The sequence below is a fragment of the Micromonospora sp. HM134 genome (genome assembly GCF_007833915.1).
GTDB classification, from domain to species: domain Bacteria; phylum Actinomycetota; class Actinomycetes; order Mycobacteriales; family Micromonosporaceae; genus Micromonospora; species Micromonospora wenchangensis.
On the sequence record NZ_CP041061.1, the window covers coordinates 4308212 to 4324451 of the forward strand.

The following is a 16240-nucleotide window of genomic DNA, read 5'->3' on the forward strand; positions in this document are numbered from 1 at the left end:
ACCGGCGCTACCCGGCCGGCGCCCCGAGGCGGTGGTCCAGGGCGGTGTGCCGGCGGCCCGCGCCGACGGTACGGACGGCGGCGGCCAGCGCCCGCCGGGAACCGACCAGGACGACGAGTTGCCGGGCCCGGGTCACGGCGGTGTAGAGCAGGTTGCGTTGCAGCATCATCCAGGCACTGGTGGTCAGGGGTACGACCACCGCCGGGTACTCCGAGCCCTGCGAGCGGTGGATGGTCATCGCGTACGCGTGGGCCAGCTCGTCCAGCTCGTCGAACTCGTAGTCGAGGTTCTCGTCCTCGTCGGTGCGTACGGTGAGGGTCTGTTCCTCCGGGGTGATGGCGGTGACGATGCCGAGGGTGCCGTTGAAGACGCCGGCCTGACCCTTGTCGTAGTTGTTGCGGATCTGGGTGACCTTGTCGCCGATGCGGAACACCCGCCCGCCCATCCGCCGCTCCGGTTGCCCCTCACGGTGCGGGGTGAGTCGCTGTTGCAGCAGGGTGTTGAGCGCGGCGGCACCGGCCGGCCCCCGGTGCATGGGGGCGAGGACCTGCACGTCGCGGCGCGGGTCGAGGCCGAACCGGGCGGGGACCCGGGCGCAGGCGACGTCGACGGTCAGCGCGGCGGTGGCCTCGGTGTCCTCGCAGGCGAACAGGAAGAAGTCCGGCAGGCCGTCGAGCAGGGGCGGCCGGCCGGCGTTGATCCGGTGCGCGTTGGTGATCACGCCCGACTGGGCGGCCTGGCGGAACACCCGGGTCAGCCGCACCCGGGGAATGGCCGGCGCGGTGAGCAGGTCGCGCAGCACCTCCCCGGCGCCGACGCTGGGCAACTGGTCGACGTCGCCCACCAGGAGCAGGTGCGCCCCCGGCGGCACCGCCTTGACGAGCTTGTTGGCCAGGATCAGGTCGAGCATGGACGCCTCGTCGACGACGAGCAGGTCGACGTCGAGGGGGTTGTCCCGGTCGTGGACGGCTTCCCCGCCGGGACGCAGTTGCAGCAGCCGGTGCACGGTGGCGGCGGGGTGCCCGGTCAGCTCGGACAGCCGTTTCGCGGCCCGGCCGGTCGGCGCGACCAGGGTGATCCGGGCCTTCTTCGCGGCGGCCAGCGCGACGATGGACCGCACCGTGAAGCTCTTGCCGCAGCCGGGCCCGCCGGTGAGCACCGCCACCTTCGCGGTGAGCGCCAGCCGGACGGCGTGCTCCTGCTCGGGGGCGAGGTCGTTGCCGGTGACCGTCCGCAGCCAGGCCAGCGCCCGGGGCCAGTCGACGTCGGTGAAGTGGGGCAACCGGTCGGCCCTCTCGTGCAGCAGCCGCAACAGGGCGGCGGCCAGGGACTGCTCGGCGCGGTGGAACGGCACCAGGTAGACCGCCGGCACCGGCTCGCCGTCGTCGCCGGGCAGGAACTCCCGGACCACGCCCTCCTCGGCGATCAGGTCGTCCAGGCAGCGGGTGACGAGGTCACCGGGAACGTCGAGGATCTTCGTGGCGTCGGCGACGAGCGCCGGGGCGGGCAGGTAGCAGTGGCCCGAGTCGGTGGCCTCGGACAGGGTGTACCGCAGGCCCGCCATCACCCGCTGCGGACTGTCGTGCGGGATGCCCACCGCCTGGGCGATGGTGTCGGCGGTCTTGAAGCCGATGCCCCACACGTCGGCCGCCAGCCGGTACGGCTCCTTCGTCACCACCTCGATCGACGCGTCGGCGTACTGCTTGAAGATCCGCACCGCCAGCGACGTCGACACCCCGACGCCCTGGAGGAAGACCATCACCTCCTTGATGGCCTTCTGTTCCTCCCACGCGGCGGTGATCTTCGCGGTGCGTTTCGGCCCGAGCCCGGCGACCTCGACCAGCCGGGCGGGTTCCTCCTCGATGATCCGCAGGGTGTCCAGGCCGAAGTGCGCCACGATCCGCTCGGCGAACACCGGCCCGATGCCCTTGACCAGGCCGGAGCCGAGATAGCGGCGGATGCCCTGGATGGTCGCCGGCAGCACCGTGGTGTACGAGTCGACCTCGAACTGCCGGCCGTACTTCGGGTGCGACGACCAGCGTCCCGACAGCCGCAGGCTCTCGCCGGGCTGCGCGCCCAGCAACGCGCCGACCACGGTCAACAGGTCGCCGCCCCGGTCGGTGGCGACCCGGGCCACGGTGTAGCCGGTCTCCTCGTTGACGTAGGTGAGCCGTTCGAGGACCGCGTCCAGGGTGGCGAGCGGCGGGCGGGCGGGGGCGGTCACCCCCTCATCGTGCCGGGTACCCGGAGCGCCCCGTGCACCGCCCGGACGGACACCGGCGTCCTCCCCCGCCGGGCGGGCGGGGAAGGACGCCGGGTGTCGCGGTGCGCCTGGTCAGCCGATGGTGAGGTTGCCACCGGAGGCGGTCAGGGTGATCTCCCGGGTCGACGCGCCGGTCCAGTCCGACGAGAACAGCAGCCGGTCACCGTCCCAGACGGTGATGCCGATCCCGTCGCGCCGGCCCGGCTCGCCCCGGTCGGTGGCGGTCACCCGCATGGTCAGCCCGGTGGCCACCGCGACCGGGTTCTGCGCGGTGGAGATGTCGTACAGGGTGACCTGGTAGCGCAGGTCGGCGACCGCTTCCCCGGCCGTCGTGGCGACGCCGAACGACTCCAGCGCGGTGCTCTGGAACTTGTACCGCTTGCCGCCCGACTTGTAGCCGACCTTCGCGCTGCCGACCAGCTTCTTGCCGTTGTTGATCCGGCCGTCCAAGGTCACCTCGATGCGCCGGTCGTCGTCGAGCGGGTAACCACCGGCGGTGGCCCCGCCCTTCAGGTAGCCCGAGCCGGCGACCGACCGGCCGTACCCGCCGGCCACCGTGACGGTGGCCGTCGCGCTGCCGGTGTACGCCCCCGACAGCGTGGCGGTGACCGGGTGCGCGCCGTGCGGCAACACGGCGCGGCAACTGGCCGAGCCGTCGTCCGCCGCCGCGCCGAACGGCGTCGCGACCGCCGTGCAGAGGGTCTCGTCGCCCTCGGTGAAGGTCACCGTGGCGTTGCGGACGTCACCGCCGCCACCCCGGACGGTGGCCCGCAGCAGCACCCCGGTCGAGTCGGCGTCGTCCACCGGGGAGGCCAGGGCGTCACCGGTGTAGGTGACCGTGGCCGCGCGGACCTGGGTGATGGCGAGGTCGGCGTCGCTCAGGTCGAAGAAGACGTTGCCGACCGCCTCGATCTTCAGCCGGCCCCGGGCGGTGTCCACGTTCGGCAGCGTCACCGTCGCCGCCCCGGTGTTCGGGGTGCGCTCGGCCAGCACGTACGGGAAGGTCGCCCCACCGTCGGCGGAGAACGAGATCCGCACCTCGCTGACGTTGACCGGCGCGGCGTCCGTGCCGGCCACGTCCCAGGTGACCGGCATGGTGCCGCCGCCCAGGTGGGCCGCCGACGTCGCCTGCGAGGTGACCAGGAACGGGCCGGCCGCCGGGGCGAGGGTCAACGCCACGTCGGCGCTGCCGATGCCGCCGCCGCCCGGGTGGTGGTCCCGGCCGGTGAGCCGGAAGTGCAGGGTCCGGTCGTTGGTGACACCGACCCAGTCGGCGGTGGGCAGGAACTCCGAGTAGCAGTCCACCGTCGCGGCGGGCACGTTGCTCGCCCCGCCGGTGGCCGGCGGGGCAGGCGCGGCCGGGCAGGCCCCGGTGGCGGCGTTGGTGTTGTTCGCCGCGATCTGCGCCAGGTTGGGGAAGTGCCGGGTCGGATCGGTGGTCACCGCGTTCTCCCCCGGCGAGTGGTACTCCAGGGTGTCGGTCGGGCTGACCGCCGCCGCCTCGCCGAACTGCCGGAACAGCGGCCCGTTGGTCTTGGTGTTGTTGACCAGCGCGGTGCCGGTGCTGCCGCCCCGGTCGTTCTGCTCCCACAGGTAGCTGACGGTGTCCCCGTCGGCGTCGGTGGCGCTACCGGTCAGCGCGAACGGGGTCCGCGCCGGAATGGTGTGCGCCGCCGCCGGCACGGTGACCACGGGGGCCCGGTTGCCGGTCTGCGCGGTCTGGAAACCGTTGTTGCCGGCCGCCCCGCCCCGGGCGGTCTCACCGACGAAGCCGGACGCGCCGACGAGGTCGGTCAGTTCGAGCGCCGGCACGTCGACCCCGGCCAGCGGGCCCGCACCGAAGGTGACCTGGAAACCGGTGTCGTTCGGCGCGCCGAGCCCGCCGAAGGCCGACACGGTGACGGTGGCCCCGGCCGGCCAACCGGCGATCGACTCGATGGCCGCCTTGATCCCGGCGGCGGTGTAGTTGCCGCCACGCACCACCGGCACGGACGACTGCCCCGCGTAGCTGATGCGCAACGCGTCGCCGTCGGTGTCGAAACCGGACAGCGAGACGGTCTGCACCTCGTTGAGCGCCGGGCGGGTGCCGGAGACGAACGTGCTGATCTCGGTGTAGCTGCGCTGCGACCAGTACGGGTCGCTGTGCGGCTGGAGGTTGTCCTGCTGGCAGATGCCCGCGTACGCCATGATCGACGAGCCGCTGCCCGGCTCGTAGGAGTTGGCGGCGCTGCGGTTGCTGCCGGAGCAGTTGTACTGGGTGCCGTTGAAGGTGTGGTTGCCGGCGAACTGGTGCCCGATCTCGTGCGCCACGTAGTCGACGGCGTAGAAGTCACCGACCGGGGTGGGCAGGCCGGTGCAGCCGCGGGCCTTGCCGTCCAGGCCGACCACGCCCAGGCCGGCGACGCCACCACCGGGCAGGCCGAGGCCGATGTGCCCGACGTCGTAGTTGCCCGCGCCGACGAGCTGGCCGAGCACGATCCGGTTGCGGTTGAGCAGCGAGCTGGTGCACGACGAGATCTGCGCCGGGGTGTAGCAGGCCGCCGCGCCGCACGGCCCGTTCGGCTCGGTGGCCAGGGCGGCGGTGTTCAGGTTGGTCTTGTCGGTGTCGTTGACCAGCACCAGCCGGATCGCCGTCTCGTCCTCGTAGATCTGGGTGACCCGGTTGATCAGGGTCACCTTCGCCGCGGTGACGTTCTCCGCGCCGAAGAAGGTGGCGTACGACGGGTCGGTCACCAGGGCCAGCCGGTAGGTGCGCAGGGTGACCTGCGGGCCCGCCGGCTCGTCCGCGGCCACCTCCGGCGACAGCGCCCCGGCCGCCGCCGCGACGTCCTCCCGCTCCACCATGGCCGGGTCGGTGTCGACCAGGTCGCGGGCGTAGTAGCTGGCGTAGACGCTCTGGTCGCCGTGGTAGTACGGGTCGAGGTACCAGCTGCCGCCGGTCGACCGGACCGAGGCGTGGAAACCCAGCGGGGTCAGGTCGGCCCGGATGGTCGCCGTCGGGTCGTCCAGGCCCCGGCCGACGTACGTGCTGATCTCGGGGTGCCGGGCGGCGAGGCCCGGCTCCATCACCGGCGAGTCGACCAGGCTGAACCGCTGGAAGCCTCCGGTGGGGGTGGGCAGCGCGACGGTCAGCGCCGGCTGCGCCCGCCGGGCCGTGCCGGCCCGCTCGGCGGGGGCGTCGGCCAGGGTGTCGGCCAACGCGGCCCGGTCCAGGGTGTACGCGGCGAACCGCTCGGCGCGGATGTCGGGGGTACGCCCGCCCCGGGCGTTGGCCGACAGCTCGCCGGGCAGCTGCCGCCAGGGGCCGGGGTCGGCCGGCGCGGCGACCGCCGCGGTGCCGCCGATCAGCGGCAGCGCGGTGGCGACCAGCACCGCGGCGAGCAGCCCGGCCAGCCGGCGGCGGCCGCGACCAGCGGGATCGGGGGGTGGAACCGTCATCGAGTGGGCCTCACTTCACGAGGTCGGGGAACGGGCCGGATGGCGTGGCGTTCGTGGGCCACGCCGGGCTGTCCCGGGAAACACACGCTATGACGGGTCCCCTGTCGACAGACATCATCCGTAAAGTCGACGCGGCGGCACAGCCCGGCGGTGTAGACCCTCCCCGGTGGACCGCGCGCCACACGCCGGGGAGGCCCGAGCGACGCCGCCGTCCGGGCCGGCCGGGTGGGGGCGGTCGCGGACCGGGTGCCGGTGTCAGCCGGTCGGTCGATCGCCCCGGATGCGGGCGTGCAGGTGCATGTCGTGCCGACCGTCGGCGTGCACGGCGTCGCTGCGTTTGGTGCCCTCCAGGAGGAAACCGGCGCGCAGGGCGGTCCGGCAGGAGGCGACGTTGCGGGTCGAGTGGTCCAGGTGCAGCCGGTGGAAACCCGCCGTGTCCAACGCCCAGTCACCCAGCGCCGTCAACGCCCGGGAGGCCACCCCCGCCCGGCGGGCGGCGGGAAGCACCCAGTACGCGCACCCGGCGACGCCGTCGTCGAGATCCATGCTGGTCAGGGCGATCCGGCCGAGCACCTCGACGCCGTCGCGGGTCACCGCCCAACTGGCGCCGGTCTCCCCCGCCCAGGCCCGGTCATAACCCCCGAACCACTCACGGACCTGACTCTCCGAGGCCGGATGACGGGTGTGCCAGTGCCGGATCTCCGGGTCCCGGTAGGCGGCCAGGAACACCGGGGCATCGGACGCCTCCCAGGGACGCAGGACCAGGCCCCCCGGCGCGGCGAGGGTCGGCTGCGCACCGGCGGCGAGGGCCCCGGCGGGAATGGCCGGTGGTGTGGAAAGAGGGACCCGCACGTCTCATCCTCCCCCGATGCCGTGTGCCGGTGTCAAACCCCGCCCGGTGCGGCGACGTCGACGTCGACGCGGGCGACGCCCCGGTGCGCGGCGAGGCGTTCCGCCTGTGCGACGATGCCGTCGCGGGTGGCGGCAGGCAGCTTCCGCCACGGCTGGACGGCGAGCGTCAGCGTCCGGCCGGCCTTACGGGGACGCCAGGTGCCGACGATCTCACCGCCGGCCAGGACGGCGCCGGGGCGGCCCAGCACCGGCCACAACTGCTTGGCGTGGGCCGCGTCCGGCACCAGGGTCGCCCGGTCCCGCGCCTGGAGGAACAGGTCGTACGGGCCGAGCAGGCGGACCGCCGTGGTGTCGGCGGCACCGGCGAGCGCCGGCTCGTCGGCGGCGAGCAGCGAACGGGCCTCCCCGTCGACCCGCACCTCGACCACGTCCTGCGGCCAGCGGGCCCGCACGTCCCTCACCGGGGCGTCGAGGTAGTCGGCGACCTGCCGGGGGGTGGCCGGGCCGAGCAGCCGCAGGTAGGCGCGGACCAGGTCGAACCGGTCGCCGGGCGGGGCGGCCCGGGTGAACCCGGGGATGCGGTGCAGGACCGGTGGCGAGGTGTCGGCGCGCAGCTCCAGCCCGGCCCGCACGGCCGCCAGCCGGAACGGCATCTCGTAGAGGTGGGTGGCGGCGCAGGGCCGGCAGAACCGCAGGTAGGGCTCGGGCAGCAGGGCGGCCAGCCGCCCGGAGACGTCGCCCTTGACCGTCGGGGTGGTGACCACGGCCCGCATCCGCGCCGCCACCTCGTCGAGGGCGGCCAGGTTGCCGATGCCGGCGGCCTTCAGCGGCCGGGCGGCGTCGTAGATGCGTTTGCCCGCGTCCGCGTCGGAGTACGGCGCGACCGCCCCCGCCACCTCGGCCACGTCGGCGCGACGGTAGAGATGCGGCGCGCCCCGCACGGTCCACAGCAGGACCAGGTCGTCCGCGACCGGTGCGGTCACCGCGACCCCGCGCAGGGCCAGGGCCCACCGGCCGCCGTCCGGGCCGGTGTCCTGCACCCCGATGTCGAGCACGGCGGTGTCCGCCGGCGTGCCCTCGGCCCGGCCGAGTTGCTGCGCCCCGACCCGGAACTGCATCACCTGACGGCGGTCGATCATCCGACCAGCCTAGGTGCCAACCCCGACAACCTCCGTCCCGTCGGGACCGGCACGCCGCGCACCGTCGTGGCCGGCACCCCGGGGCACCGGCCACGACGGGCGGGCCGCTGCTACTCCCGGAGCCCGATGTGGTCGACCGGCGGGACCCGGAGCAGCCGGCGGACCGGCCACACCGTCGTCGCCAGCGCCAGCAGGGCGACGCCGCCGAGCACCACCACCACACCCAGCGGCGGCACGTACGGCACCGGGCTGCCGGTCAACGCGGCGACGATCGCGCCCAGGGTCAGCGTGGCGACCGTCGCGCCGATCAGCACCGCGCTGCCGAGCAGCCCGGCCTGCTCGGCAAGGACCATCCTGCGGATCTGCCGCCGGGTGACCCCGACCAGCCGCAGCAAGGCCAGTTCGCGGCGGCGGGCCAGCGCGGCCAGCACCATCGTGGTGGCCGAGGCCAGCGCCGCGTAGCCCACCAGCACGCCGATCAGCAGCCGGTTCAGCCAGGCACCCAGCGCCAGGTCGGTGCCGATCAGCCGGGTCCGGGTGGCCGCGTCGCGCAGCTGCCCGCCCGGCTGGCCGGCCGCCCAGCCGGCCAGCGGCGCGTCGGCGTCCGGGCCGGCGCGGACCAGGATCTCGTCGGCGGTGGCCCCGGCGGTGTGCCCGGCGACCGTCCCGGTGGCCAGGGTGACGTCACCGAAGCCGAGGCCCCGGCCGTAGACCGCCACGACCCGCAGGGTGACCGGGGTGCCGTCGCCCAGCCACAGGTCGGCCCGGTCGCCGACCCGCCACCCGGACGCGGACGCCTGCGTCGTGGACAGCGCGACCGTGCCCACTGTCAGGTCGGCCAGGTCGCCGTCGCGCACGTCGAGGTCCATCGTGTCGGTGAGGCCGACCGGGTCGACGGCCTGCGCGGGGACCGGCGTGATGCCGTCGAGCGACGACCGCACCACCACCTGGGTCCGGCGTACCCCGGTGGCGGCCCGCACCCCGGGCAGCGCGCGGACCTGGCCGGCGGCGTCGGCGGGCAGCCCACCCGGCGCGGTCAGCACCCGCCCGGCGAGCGTCCCCGCGCCGCTCTGGGCGACGGTCTGCCGTTCCAGGTTGGTCTGGAAGAACCAGACCGAGCCACCGAGGCCCACCGCCAGCACCAGGAAGGTCAGCACCGTCGCCGTGCCCCGCGCGGTGGCCCGCAGGTTGGCCGCGGCCAGGTAGCCGCCGACCCCCCAGAGGCGGGGCAGCGCCGGGGTGAGCAGCCGCGCGACGTACCCGTTGATCCACGGCGCGAGCAGCGCCACCGCGACGACGAACAGGTAGAGCATGCCGACCGCGCCGGCCAGCGCACCCGTCGAGCCGGTGCTGCCGGCGGTGACCGCCCCGGACGAGACCGCGCCCGCCAGCGTCAGGCCACCGACGACCAGCCGCACCCGGCCCGGCGGTCGGGCCTCGACGGCGGGCTCGCCGAGCGCCTCGACCGGCTTGATCGCGGTGACCCGACGCCCGGCGACCAGGGCGGCGAGCACCGCCACCAGCACCGCCGTGCCGGCGGCGGCAGGCACCGCGAGCAGGCCGCCGGCCATCGGGAAACCGGCCGGGACGAAGCCCCGGTCGACCAGCTCACCGTGCACCCAGCGGGCGGCCAGCAGCCCGGCGGGCCCGCCGAGCGCGGCGGCGACCAGGGCGAGCAGGGCGGCCTCGGCGAGTAGCAGCCGACGCACCTGGCCCGGGGTGGCCGCGATCGCGCGCAGCAGCGCCAGGTCCCGGCGGCGGTGCCGGACGGAGAGCCCGATCGTGCCGGCCACCACGAACACGACCAGCAGGACGACGTACCCGCCGAAGGCCGAGCCGACGGTGACCAGCAGGCCCTGGGCGGCCAGGTCCGCCGGCTGCTCCACCGTGCCCCGGTCGCCGCCGACGTGGACGGTGGCGCCGGTGGGCGCGGCGACCCGGCGGACCGCGTCGGCGACCGCGTCGTGGTCGGCGTCGGGGGCGAGCCGCACACCGATCGTGTCCACCCGGCCCGGGTGGACGGACAGCCGGGCCGCCTGCGCGTCGGTGAAGAACACCGCGTCGGTGCCGGTGTCGACGGTGGCGCTCACCCGGTGGGACCGGGCGACCCCGCCGACGACCAGGTCGATCCGGTCGCCGGGGGACGCGCCGAGCCGCACGTCGACCGCCACCTCGTCGTCGGCGCGGGGCGCGACGCCCATGCTGACCGGCCGGCCGGCGAAGGCGTACGTGGCCCAGCCGTGCCCGACGGCCGGGGGCACACCGATCGGCACCCGGTCGTCGCCGGTGGCGTCCGCGACGCCGGGCAGCCGACGGACGCGTTCCACCAGGGCGGCGTCCACCGTGCCGCCCTCGGGCAGGGCGACGGTGCTGGTGGTGGTGTCGCCGCCGAACTCCCGCGTCTGCTCGCTGAGCGTGCGGTGGGCGACCACCAGGTCGGCAGTCGCCCAGAGCCGGGGCTCCGGCCGCCACCGCAGCCCGGACTCGACGAGGGTGCCCATGGCGACCAGGATCGTCACCCCGGCGAGCAGGGCGAGCAGCGTCGCGACGGCCGGGCCGGCGCGGTGGCGCAGCAGCCGGGCGGCGAGCCGGGTCATCGGACGGCCCGCCCGTCCAGCGCCGCCAGGCGTTCGGCGATCCGGGCCGCCCCGAGCTGCGGCAGGTCGGCGACGATCCGGCCGTCGGCCAGCACCAGCACCCGGTCGGCGTACGACGCGGCGACCGGGTCGTGGGTCACCATCACCACGGTCAACCCGTGTTCGTCGACGATCGCGCGCAGCAGCGTCAGCACCTGTGCCGCGGTGTGCGAGTCGAGCGCCCCGGTGGGCTCGTCGCAGAAGACCACCTCGGGTCGGGTGGCGAGCGCGCGGGCGATCGCCACCCGCTGCTGCTGGCCACCGGAGAGCGCGGCCGGCCGGTGACGCAGCCGGTCGGTGAGCCCGACCCGCGCCACCACCTGACCCAGCCAGGCCCGGTCGGGGCGGACCCCGGCCAGCCGCAGCGGCAGCACGATGTTCTCCTCGACGGTGAGCGCGCCGATCAGGTTGAACGCCTGGAAGACGAACCCCATCCGGGTCCGCCGCAGCTCGGTCAGCCGGGTCTCGGACAGGGTCGACAGGTCGGTGTCGCCGAGGACGACCCGGCCGGAGGTGGGCCGGTCGAGCCCGGCGGCGACGTGCAGCAGGGTGCTCTTGCCGGACCCGGAGGGGCCCATCACGGCGGTGAAGGTGCCCCGGTCGAAGCCGACGTCGACCCCGGCCAGCGCGGTCACCGGGGTGGGACCGGACGGGTAGACCCGGGTGAGCCGGGCGACGCGCACCGCCGCGCCGACGGGCCCCGCCGGGTCGGCGGTCCGTACGGGGTCGAGGGGGTGTGCCGGATGGACTGGCATCCTGGTGGCCTTCCGTGTCAGCGGGTGTGGGCTGCGCGCACCAGGAACGCTATGCAGGTGGAGGACCGGGAACCATCCAGCGGGCTGCCCGGACGGCGGTACCGCAGGCGCTACCCCCGGCCGCCGTCGAGGTGCCGCAGCACCGCGGTGACCCGGCGGTCGACCCGGTCGTCCGGGGGGAGTTGGAGCTTGGCGAAGATGTTGCGGATGTGCTTGTGCACCGCCCCGTCGGTGACGAACAGGCGCTCGGCGATCGCGGTGTTGCCGAGCCCCTCGGCCATCAGCCCCAGCACCTCGCGCTCGCGTGGCGACAGCTCGCCCAGCGCGGTGTCCGGGCGGCGGTTGCGGGCCAGCAGCTGCCCCACCACCTCCGGGTCGATCACGCTGCCGCCGTCGGCGACCCGGTGCAGCGCGGCGAGGAACTCCTCGACCCGGCCCACCCGTTCCTTGAGCAGGTAGCCGAGCCCGACCGCGCCGACGGAGAACAGGTCGGTGGCGAACGCCTGCTCGACGTACGCCGAGAGGACCAGCACCGCGAGGCCGGGCCGGCGGCGGCGGGCCTCCACCGCGGCCACGATGCCCTCGTCGGTGTGCGTCGGCGGCATCCGGACGTCCACGATCGCCACGTCCGGCGTGTGGGCGTCGACGGCGGCCAGGAACTCGCCCGGGGTGCCCGCCGTGGCGACCACGTCCAGGTCCTCCGCCCGCAGCAGCAGCGCCAGCCCCTCCCGCAGCAGCGGGTCGTCCTCGGCGATCACGATCCGCACGGCAACTCCACCTCCAGTCTCGTCGGCCCTCCCGGTGGGCTGGTCAGCGTCATCCGGCCGTCGTACGCCCCGACCCGCCGACGGATGCCGGTCAGCCCCGAGCCGCCGGCCTCGTCGGCGTCGCCGTGCCCGTCGTCGGTGACGGTCACCAGCAGCCGGTCCCGCTCGCGGCGGACGGTCACGTCGACCCGGCCGGCGCCGCTGTGCCGGACCACGTTGGTCAACGCCTCCGCCACCACGAAGTAGGCGGTGGCCTCCACCGAGACGGCGCAGCGTACCGGCACGTCGACGGTGAGCCGGCAGGGCACCGCGCAGCCGCCGGCCAGGCCGGCCAGGGCACCGGTGAGGCCCCGGTCGTCCAGCACGGGCGGCAGGATGCCCCGCACCACCGTACGCAGTTCGCCGAGCGCCTGTTCCGCCGCGTCCTGCGCCTGCCCGAGGATCTCGTCGGCCCGGTCCGGGTCCCGCCGTACCGCCCGGCGGGCCGCCCCCAGCAGCACGTTGACGGCGACCAGCCGGTTCTGGGTGCCGTCGTGCAGGGAGCGTTCGATGCGGCGCAGTTCGACCGCGTGGGCGTCCAGCGCCGCGGCCCGGGTGGCGGTCAGCTCGGCGACCCGCAGCGACAGGTCGAAGCCCGGCGGCGGGGGCAGCAGCCACCGGCCCGGCCGGGCCTGGAGGCGGGCCAGCGCCGGCACGAACGCGACGGTGGCGGCCAGCCAGCCGAAGCCGAGCAGCCCGACCACGAGCGCCTCGCCCAGCCCGTCGATGCGCCACCAGACGATCCCCGGCGCGCCGGCCTCGGGTGGCAGCAGCCGGTACCACAGCGGGAAGGTGAGGTCCTGCACGGCGTAGAGCGGCAGGGACAGGCCGAGCAGTCCGCCGGTCAGGCCGGTGACCGCGTGCAGCGCGACCCAGCCGAGTTCCCGGCGGACGAACGGGTCGCGTACCGCCACCCGCAGCTCGGCCGGCACCGGGCCCGGGGCGGGGACCGGCCCGCCCCAGCGGGACAGCCGGGCCCGCTCCCGGTCGGCCACCGCGCGTACCGCCCGCAGCGTGCCGGGCGCCGCCGGCAGCCCCACCCAGACCAGGCAGGCCGTCGCCACGACGAGCACCCGGAGCAGGGTGGCCAGCGCCAGCAGCGCGGTGCCGAGCCCTCCGACGAGGTGGGCGAGGGCGTCGACCGTGGTACGGGCCCGGTCCCGCAGGTGTGTCATCGGAAGACCTCCCGCGCCAACATAGGCCACCGGGCGGCCGGCCCGGCACCGTCGGTGCGGAAAGTACCGCCTGCTGTACCACCGTCGGTCGTGCTGGCGGGATCGTGTCCGGCCCGCCGCCGCGCCTAGCGTCGACCTGGTCGAACACCCGCCCACCCGAGGAGGCAGCCATGACCGATCCGTACCGCATCGCCGACGCCCCGGCCGACCCGCCGCAGCCGGCGGCCGACCGGCTCCGTCCGCTGCTGTGGCTGGTGCTGGTGGTCAGTGTCGCCGCCAACGCGGTGCTGACGACCGTGCTGGACAACCAGTGGGCCGGCTCCGCGTGCGGCCTGCTGGCGGTGCTCTGCGCCGGGACGCTCGTCGCCCGGCACCGCCGCGCCCGGTGACCGGCGCCGGGCCCGCCACCGGCCCCCGGGGCGGTGGCGGGCGGGCAGCCGTCGGCCGGAGCGGTCGAGCCGCGCCGGTGCCAGCGGTCACGGTTCCCGGTCGCGGAGCATCAGCACGTACGTCGCGGTGAGCGCCACCGGGCGGTCCGCGTCGACGGCCAGCTCCGCCAGGGCCCGCGACGCCCGCTCCCCCGGGATGCCCGCGAGCGCCTGGGTCAGGCGACGGCGTACCGGCGACGCGACGGCGTCACCGGTGAGGCCCGCGACGAGCGCGGCGGCGATCCGGTCGGCCGATTCGGCGTCGACGGCCAACGCGGCCAGCGCGTCGGCGGCCTCGACGTCGTTCGCCTCCTGCACGACCATGTCGACGAGCGTCGGAACGGCCTCGGGTACGCCCCGGGCACCGAGCGTGAGCGCCGCGCACCTGCGGACCGCCACGTCACGGTGGTCGAGGGCGTCACGCAGCAGCGCCGTCGCGGCGTCGTGCGGGATCTCCACCAGGCACCGCACCGCGCGGTCGCGTACCGCCGCCACGGGCGCGTCGAGCCCCTGTGCCAGCAGCGGCAGTCCCGCCGCGCCGGCCCGCGCCACCGCCCACCGCAGCGCCCCGGCCACGTGCGGGTCGGGTTCGCCCAGCGCCGCCTCGACCAGGGCCTCCACCGCGACCGCCCCGACCGGGGCCAGGGCGGCCCGTTGCCGCTGCGCCGCGTGCGACGAGCCCAGGGCCCGCAGCAGCGCGACGGTCTGCAGGACGTCGGTCCAGTCGCCCGGCCCGGCGGCGTCGATGCGCTCCAGCCGGGTGAGCAGCCGCGTCTCGTCGGCGATCCGCGCCCGGGTCCGCCGGATCAGGTCGTCGACAAGCGTCGTCGGGGTGAAATCCGGATCGTCGAGCGCCTGCCCCACGGCGCGCAGCGACAGCCCGAGCGACCGCAGGCTCTCGATGTGGAAGATCCGCCGGACGTCCTCACCGGAGTACTCGCGGTAGCCCGCGCCGGTGCGTCCGCCCGGCCGTACCAGGCCGAGCGACTCGTAGTGCCGGAGCATCCGGACGCTGACCCCGCAGCGCCGTGCCACGTCGCCGATCAACACCGCTGCTCACCCCTGCCGGTCGGCGTCGCCGAGCGCCACGACGCGTTTCGCCTCCTCGAGCGAGAACGCGAAGCCGGCGTCCGGGTCACGCATCAGCCGCCGGGTGGCGGTCGCGTGGGCCCGTACCCGGGGGTCGGGGTGGGACGCGGCGGCGTCCAGCACCGGCGTGACGACCTCGCCGAGGGCGGCCAGTGCGCGGGCCAGGCTCAGCCACGTCGCCCGGTCGCCCCGCCCGAGCTGGGTGGCCAGGATCGCGGCCAGCCCGGCTTCGGCGTCGTGGGGCACGAGCACGACTGCGGCCCGCCAGGCCGCCCGCGCCACCTCGTCGTCGGCGTCGGTGAGCAGCGCCGGGGTGAGCGCCGGCCAGGCCGACCTGTCCCCGATCTTGGACAGGGTGTGCAACGCCTGGCTCCGGGCCTGCGCGGACGGCGTGCCGAGCGCGGCGACCAGCCGGGGGACCGTCACCGCCGCGGGGTGCCGGGTGAGCGCCCAGGTCAGCATCTCGCGTACCGCGAAGTCCGGTTCGACCGCGCACCGGGCGACGAGCGGGTCGACGTCGCGCGGGTCGGGGGCGGTGCCCAACGCGAGCGCCACCCGTAGCCGCACCGACGGGTCGCCGCCCGCCAACCCCCGTGTCCGGTCCGTGTCCGCTGCCGACCCGGTCATCGTGACCACCTCCGGGTCACAGTGAAGACCCTGCCACCGTGTCAGGGTCAAGCCGGTCCGGGGCGGGCGTGGCGGCGGTCGGCGTGGCCCGCCGGGTCAGTGGGCGCGCTGCGGCGTCGCCCCGGTGGGGGTCGACGCCCCGGCCGGACGGCGGGAGACGAGCATCCCGAAGGCGGCGGCGGTGAAGAACATGAGGCTGCCGTAGACCACCGACGGCATCGCCATCGTGGGGTTGTCCAGCAGCGTCGGGCTCATCCCGATGGTGATGGCCAGGGTGGCGTTGTGCAGGCCGATCTCGAACGAGGAGGCGACCGAGTCGCGGTGCCCGGCCCGTAGCAGGCGCGGCGCGAGGTAGCCGACGGCGAGGCTGAGCAGGTTGAACAGGGCGACGATCACGATGATCTCGCCGAGGGTGGCCAGCACGTCGTCCTTGATGCCGGCCACCGCACCCACGATGATCACGGCCAGCACCAGGACGGAGACGATCTTCACCGGGCGTTCCATCCGCAGGGCGAACGTGGGGAACCGACGCCGCAGCAGCATGCCGACCGCGATCGGGACCAGGACCAGCGCGAAGACCTGGACCACCTTGCCGAACTGGAGACCGATCGTGCCGTCCGCACCGGCGAAGCCGGCCACCGACAGGTTGACGATCAACGGGAGGGTGAACAGGGCCAGCACCGAGTTGATCGCGGTCAGCGAGACGTTGAGCGCGACGTTGCCCCGGAACAGGTGGCTGTAGAGACCGGCGGTGCTGCCCCCCGGCGAGGCGGCCAGCAGCATCATCCCCACCGCCAGCTCCGGACGCAGGTCGAAGGCGGTCACCAGGCCCAGGCAGACCACCGGCAGGAGCAGCATCTGACACCCGAGGCAGATCAGCACGACCCGGGGGTGGCGGGCCACCCGGCGGAAGTCCTCGACGGTCAGGCTGAGGCCGATGCCCAACATGACGATGCCGAGGGCGACCGGGAAGAGGGCGAGCGACAACCCGGAACCCATGATCCACCACCCTCCGGAGAAAAATTGACTTGC

12 protein-coding genes are annotated in these 16240 nt (G+C 75.2%); 1 reads left to right on the top strand and 11 read right to left on the bottom strand.

What is annotated here, in order from left to right; all coding sequences use genetic code 11:
• Window positions 1-7 precede the first annotated feature (7 nt).
• The 8 genes from FJK98_RS18435 to FJK98_RS18470 form a co-directional block, all read right to left on the bottom strand.
• Window positions 8-2224, bottom strand: coding sequence for an ATP-dependent RecD-like DNA helicase (locus tag FJK98_RS18435; protein ID WP_145920121.1), 2217 nt, complete (start codon window positions 2222-2224; stop codon window positions 8-10).
• 111 nt (window positions 2225-2335) lie between these two features.
• On the bottom strand, window positions 2336-5701 hold the full coding sequence (locus FJK98_RS18440; protein ID WP_145920122.1) for a M12 family metallo-peptidase: 3366 nt from the start codon (window positions 5699-5701) through the stop codon (window positions 2336-2338).
• A 255-nt stretch (window positions 5702-5956) separates the two neighbouring features.
• The gene (locus tag FJK98_RS18445) at window positions 5957-6553 is read right to left on the bottom strand and encodes a GNAT family N-acetyltransferase (protein ID WP_145920123.1); all 597 of its coding nucleotides are present in this window, start codon (window positions 6551-6553) and stop codon (window positions 5957-5959) included.
• 32 nt (window positions 6554-6585) lie between these two features.
• Entirely contained in the window at window positions 6586-7692 is a 1107-nt protein-coding gene (locus tag FJK98_RS18450) for a winged helix DNA-binding domain-containing protein (RefSeq protein WP_145920124.1), read from the bottom strand.
• 110 nt (window positions 7693-7802) lie between these two features.
• Window positions 7803-10289, bottom strand: coding sequence for an FtsX-like permease family protein (locus tag FJK98_RS18455; protein WP_145920125.1), 2487 nt, complete (start codon window positions 10287-10289; stop codon window positions 7803-7805).
• Window positions 10286-11083, bottom strand: coding sequence for an ABC transporter ATP-binding protein (locus FJK98_RS18460; RefSeq protein ID WP_145920126.1), 798 nt, complete (start codon window positions 11081-11083; stop codon window positions 10286-10288). Before FJK98_RS18460 ends, FJK98_RS18455 begins: the two co-directional genes overlap by 4 nt.
• 110 nt (window positions 11084-11193) lie before the next feature.
• Window positions 11194-11850, bottom strand: a complete 657-nt coding sequence (locus FJK98_RS18465; protein ID WP_088646624.1) for a response regulator transcription factor — start codon at window positions 11848-11850, stop codon at window positions 11194-11196.
• Window positions 11838-13064 (bottom strand): sensor histidine kinase, encoded by a 1227-nt coding sequence (locus FJK98_RS18470; RefSeq protein ID WP_145920127.1) that lies wholly within the window; start codon window positions 13062-13064, stop codon window positions 11838-11840. Before FJK98_RS18470 ends, FJK98_RS18465 begins: the two co-directional genes overlap by 13 nt.
• A 170-nt stretch (window positions 13065-13234) precedes the next feature.
• Between FJK98_RS18470 and FJK98_RS18475 the strand changes: the two genes are divergently transcribed.
• Window positions 13235-13453, top strand: a complete 219-nt coding sequence (locus FJK98_RS18475) for a hypothetical protein (protein WP_145920128.1) — start codon at window positions 13235-13237, stop codon at window positions 13451-13453.
• An 87-nt stretch (window positions 13454-13540) separates the two neighbouring features.
• On the opposite strand, the gene FJK98_RS18480 is transcribed toward FJK98_RS18475, so the two are convergent.
• The 3 genes from FJK98_RS18480 to FJK98_RS18490 all read right to left on the bottom strand — a co-directional run bounded on the left by FJK98_RS18480 (window position 13541) and on the right by FJK98_RS18490 (window position 16207).
• Window positions 13541-14542, bottom strand: coding sequence for a MerR family transcriptional regulator (locus tag FJK98_RS18480; protein WP_145920129.1), 1002 nt, complete (start codon window positions 14540-14542; stop codon window positions 13541-13543).
• Window positions 14543-14548: 6 nt separating this feature from the next.
• The gene (locus tag FJK98_RS18485) at window positions 14549-15208 is read right to left on the bottom strand and encodes a HEAT repeat domain-containing protein (protein WP_145920130.1); all 660 of its coding nucleotides are present in this window, start codon (window positions 15206-15208) and stop codon (window positions 14549-14551) included.
• Window positions 15209-15304: 96 nt separating this feature from the next.
• Window positions 15305-16207: a bile acid:sodium symporter family protein gene (locus FJK98_RS18490; RefSeq protein ID WP_145920131.1), complete on the bottom strand. Its 903-nt coding sequence runs from the start codon at window positions 16205-16207 to the stop codon at window positions 15305-15307.
• Window positions 16208-16240: the final 33 nt, after the last annotated feature.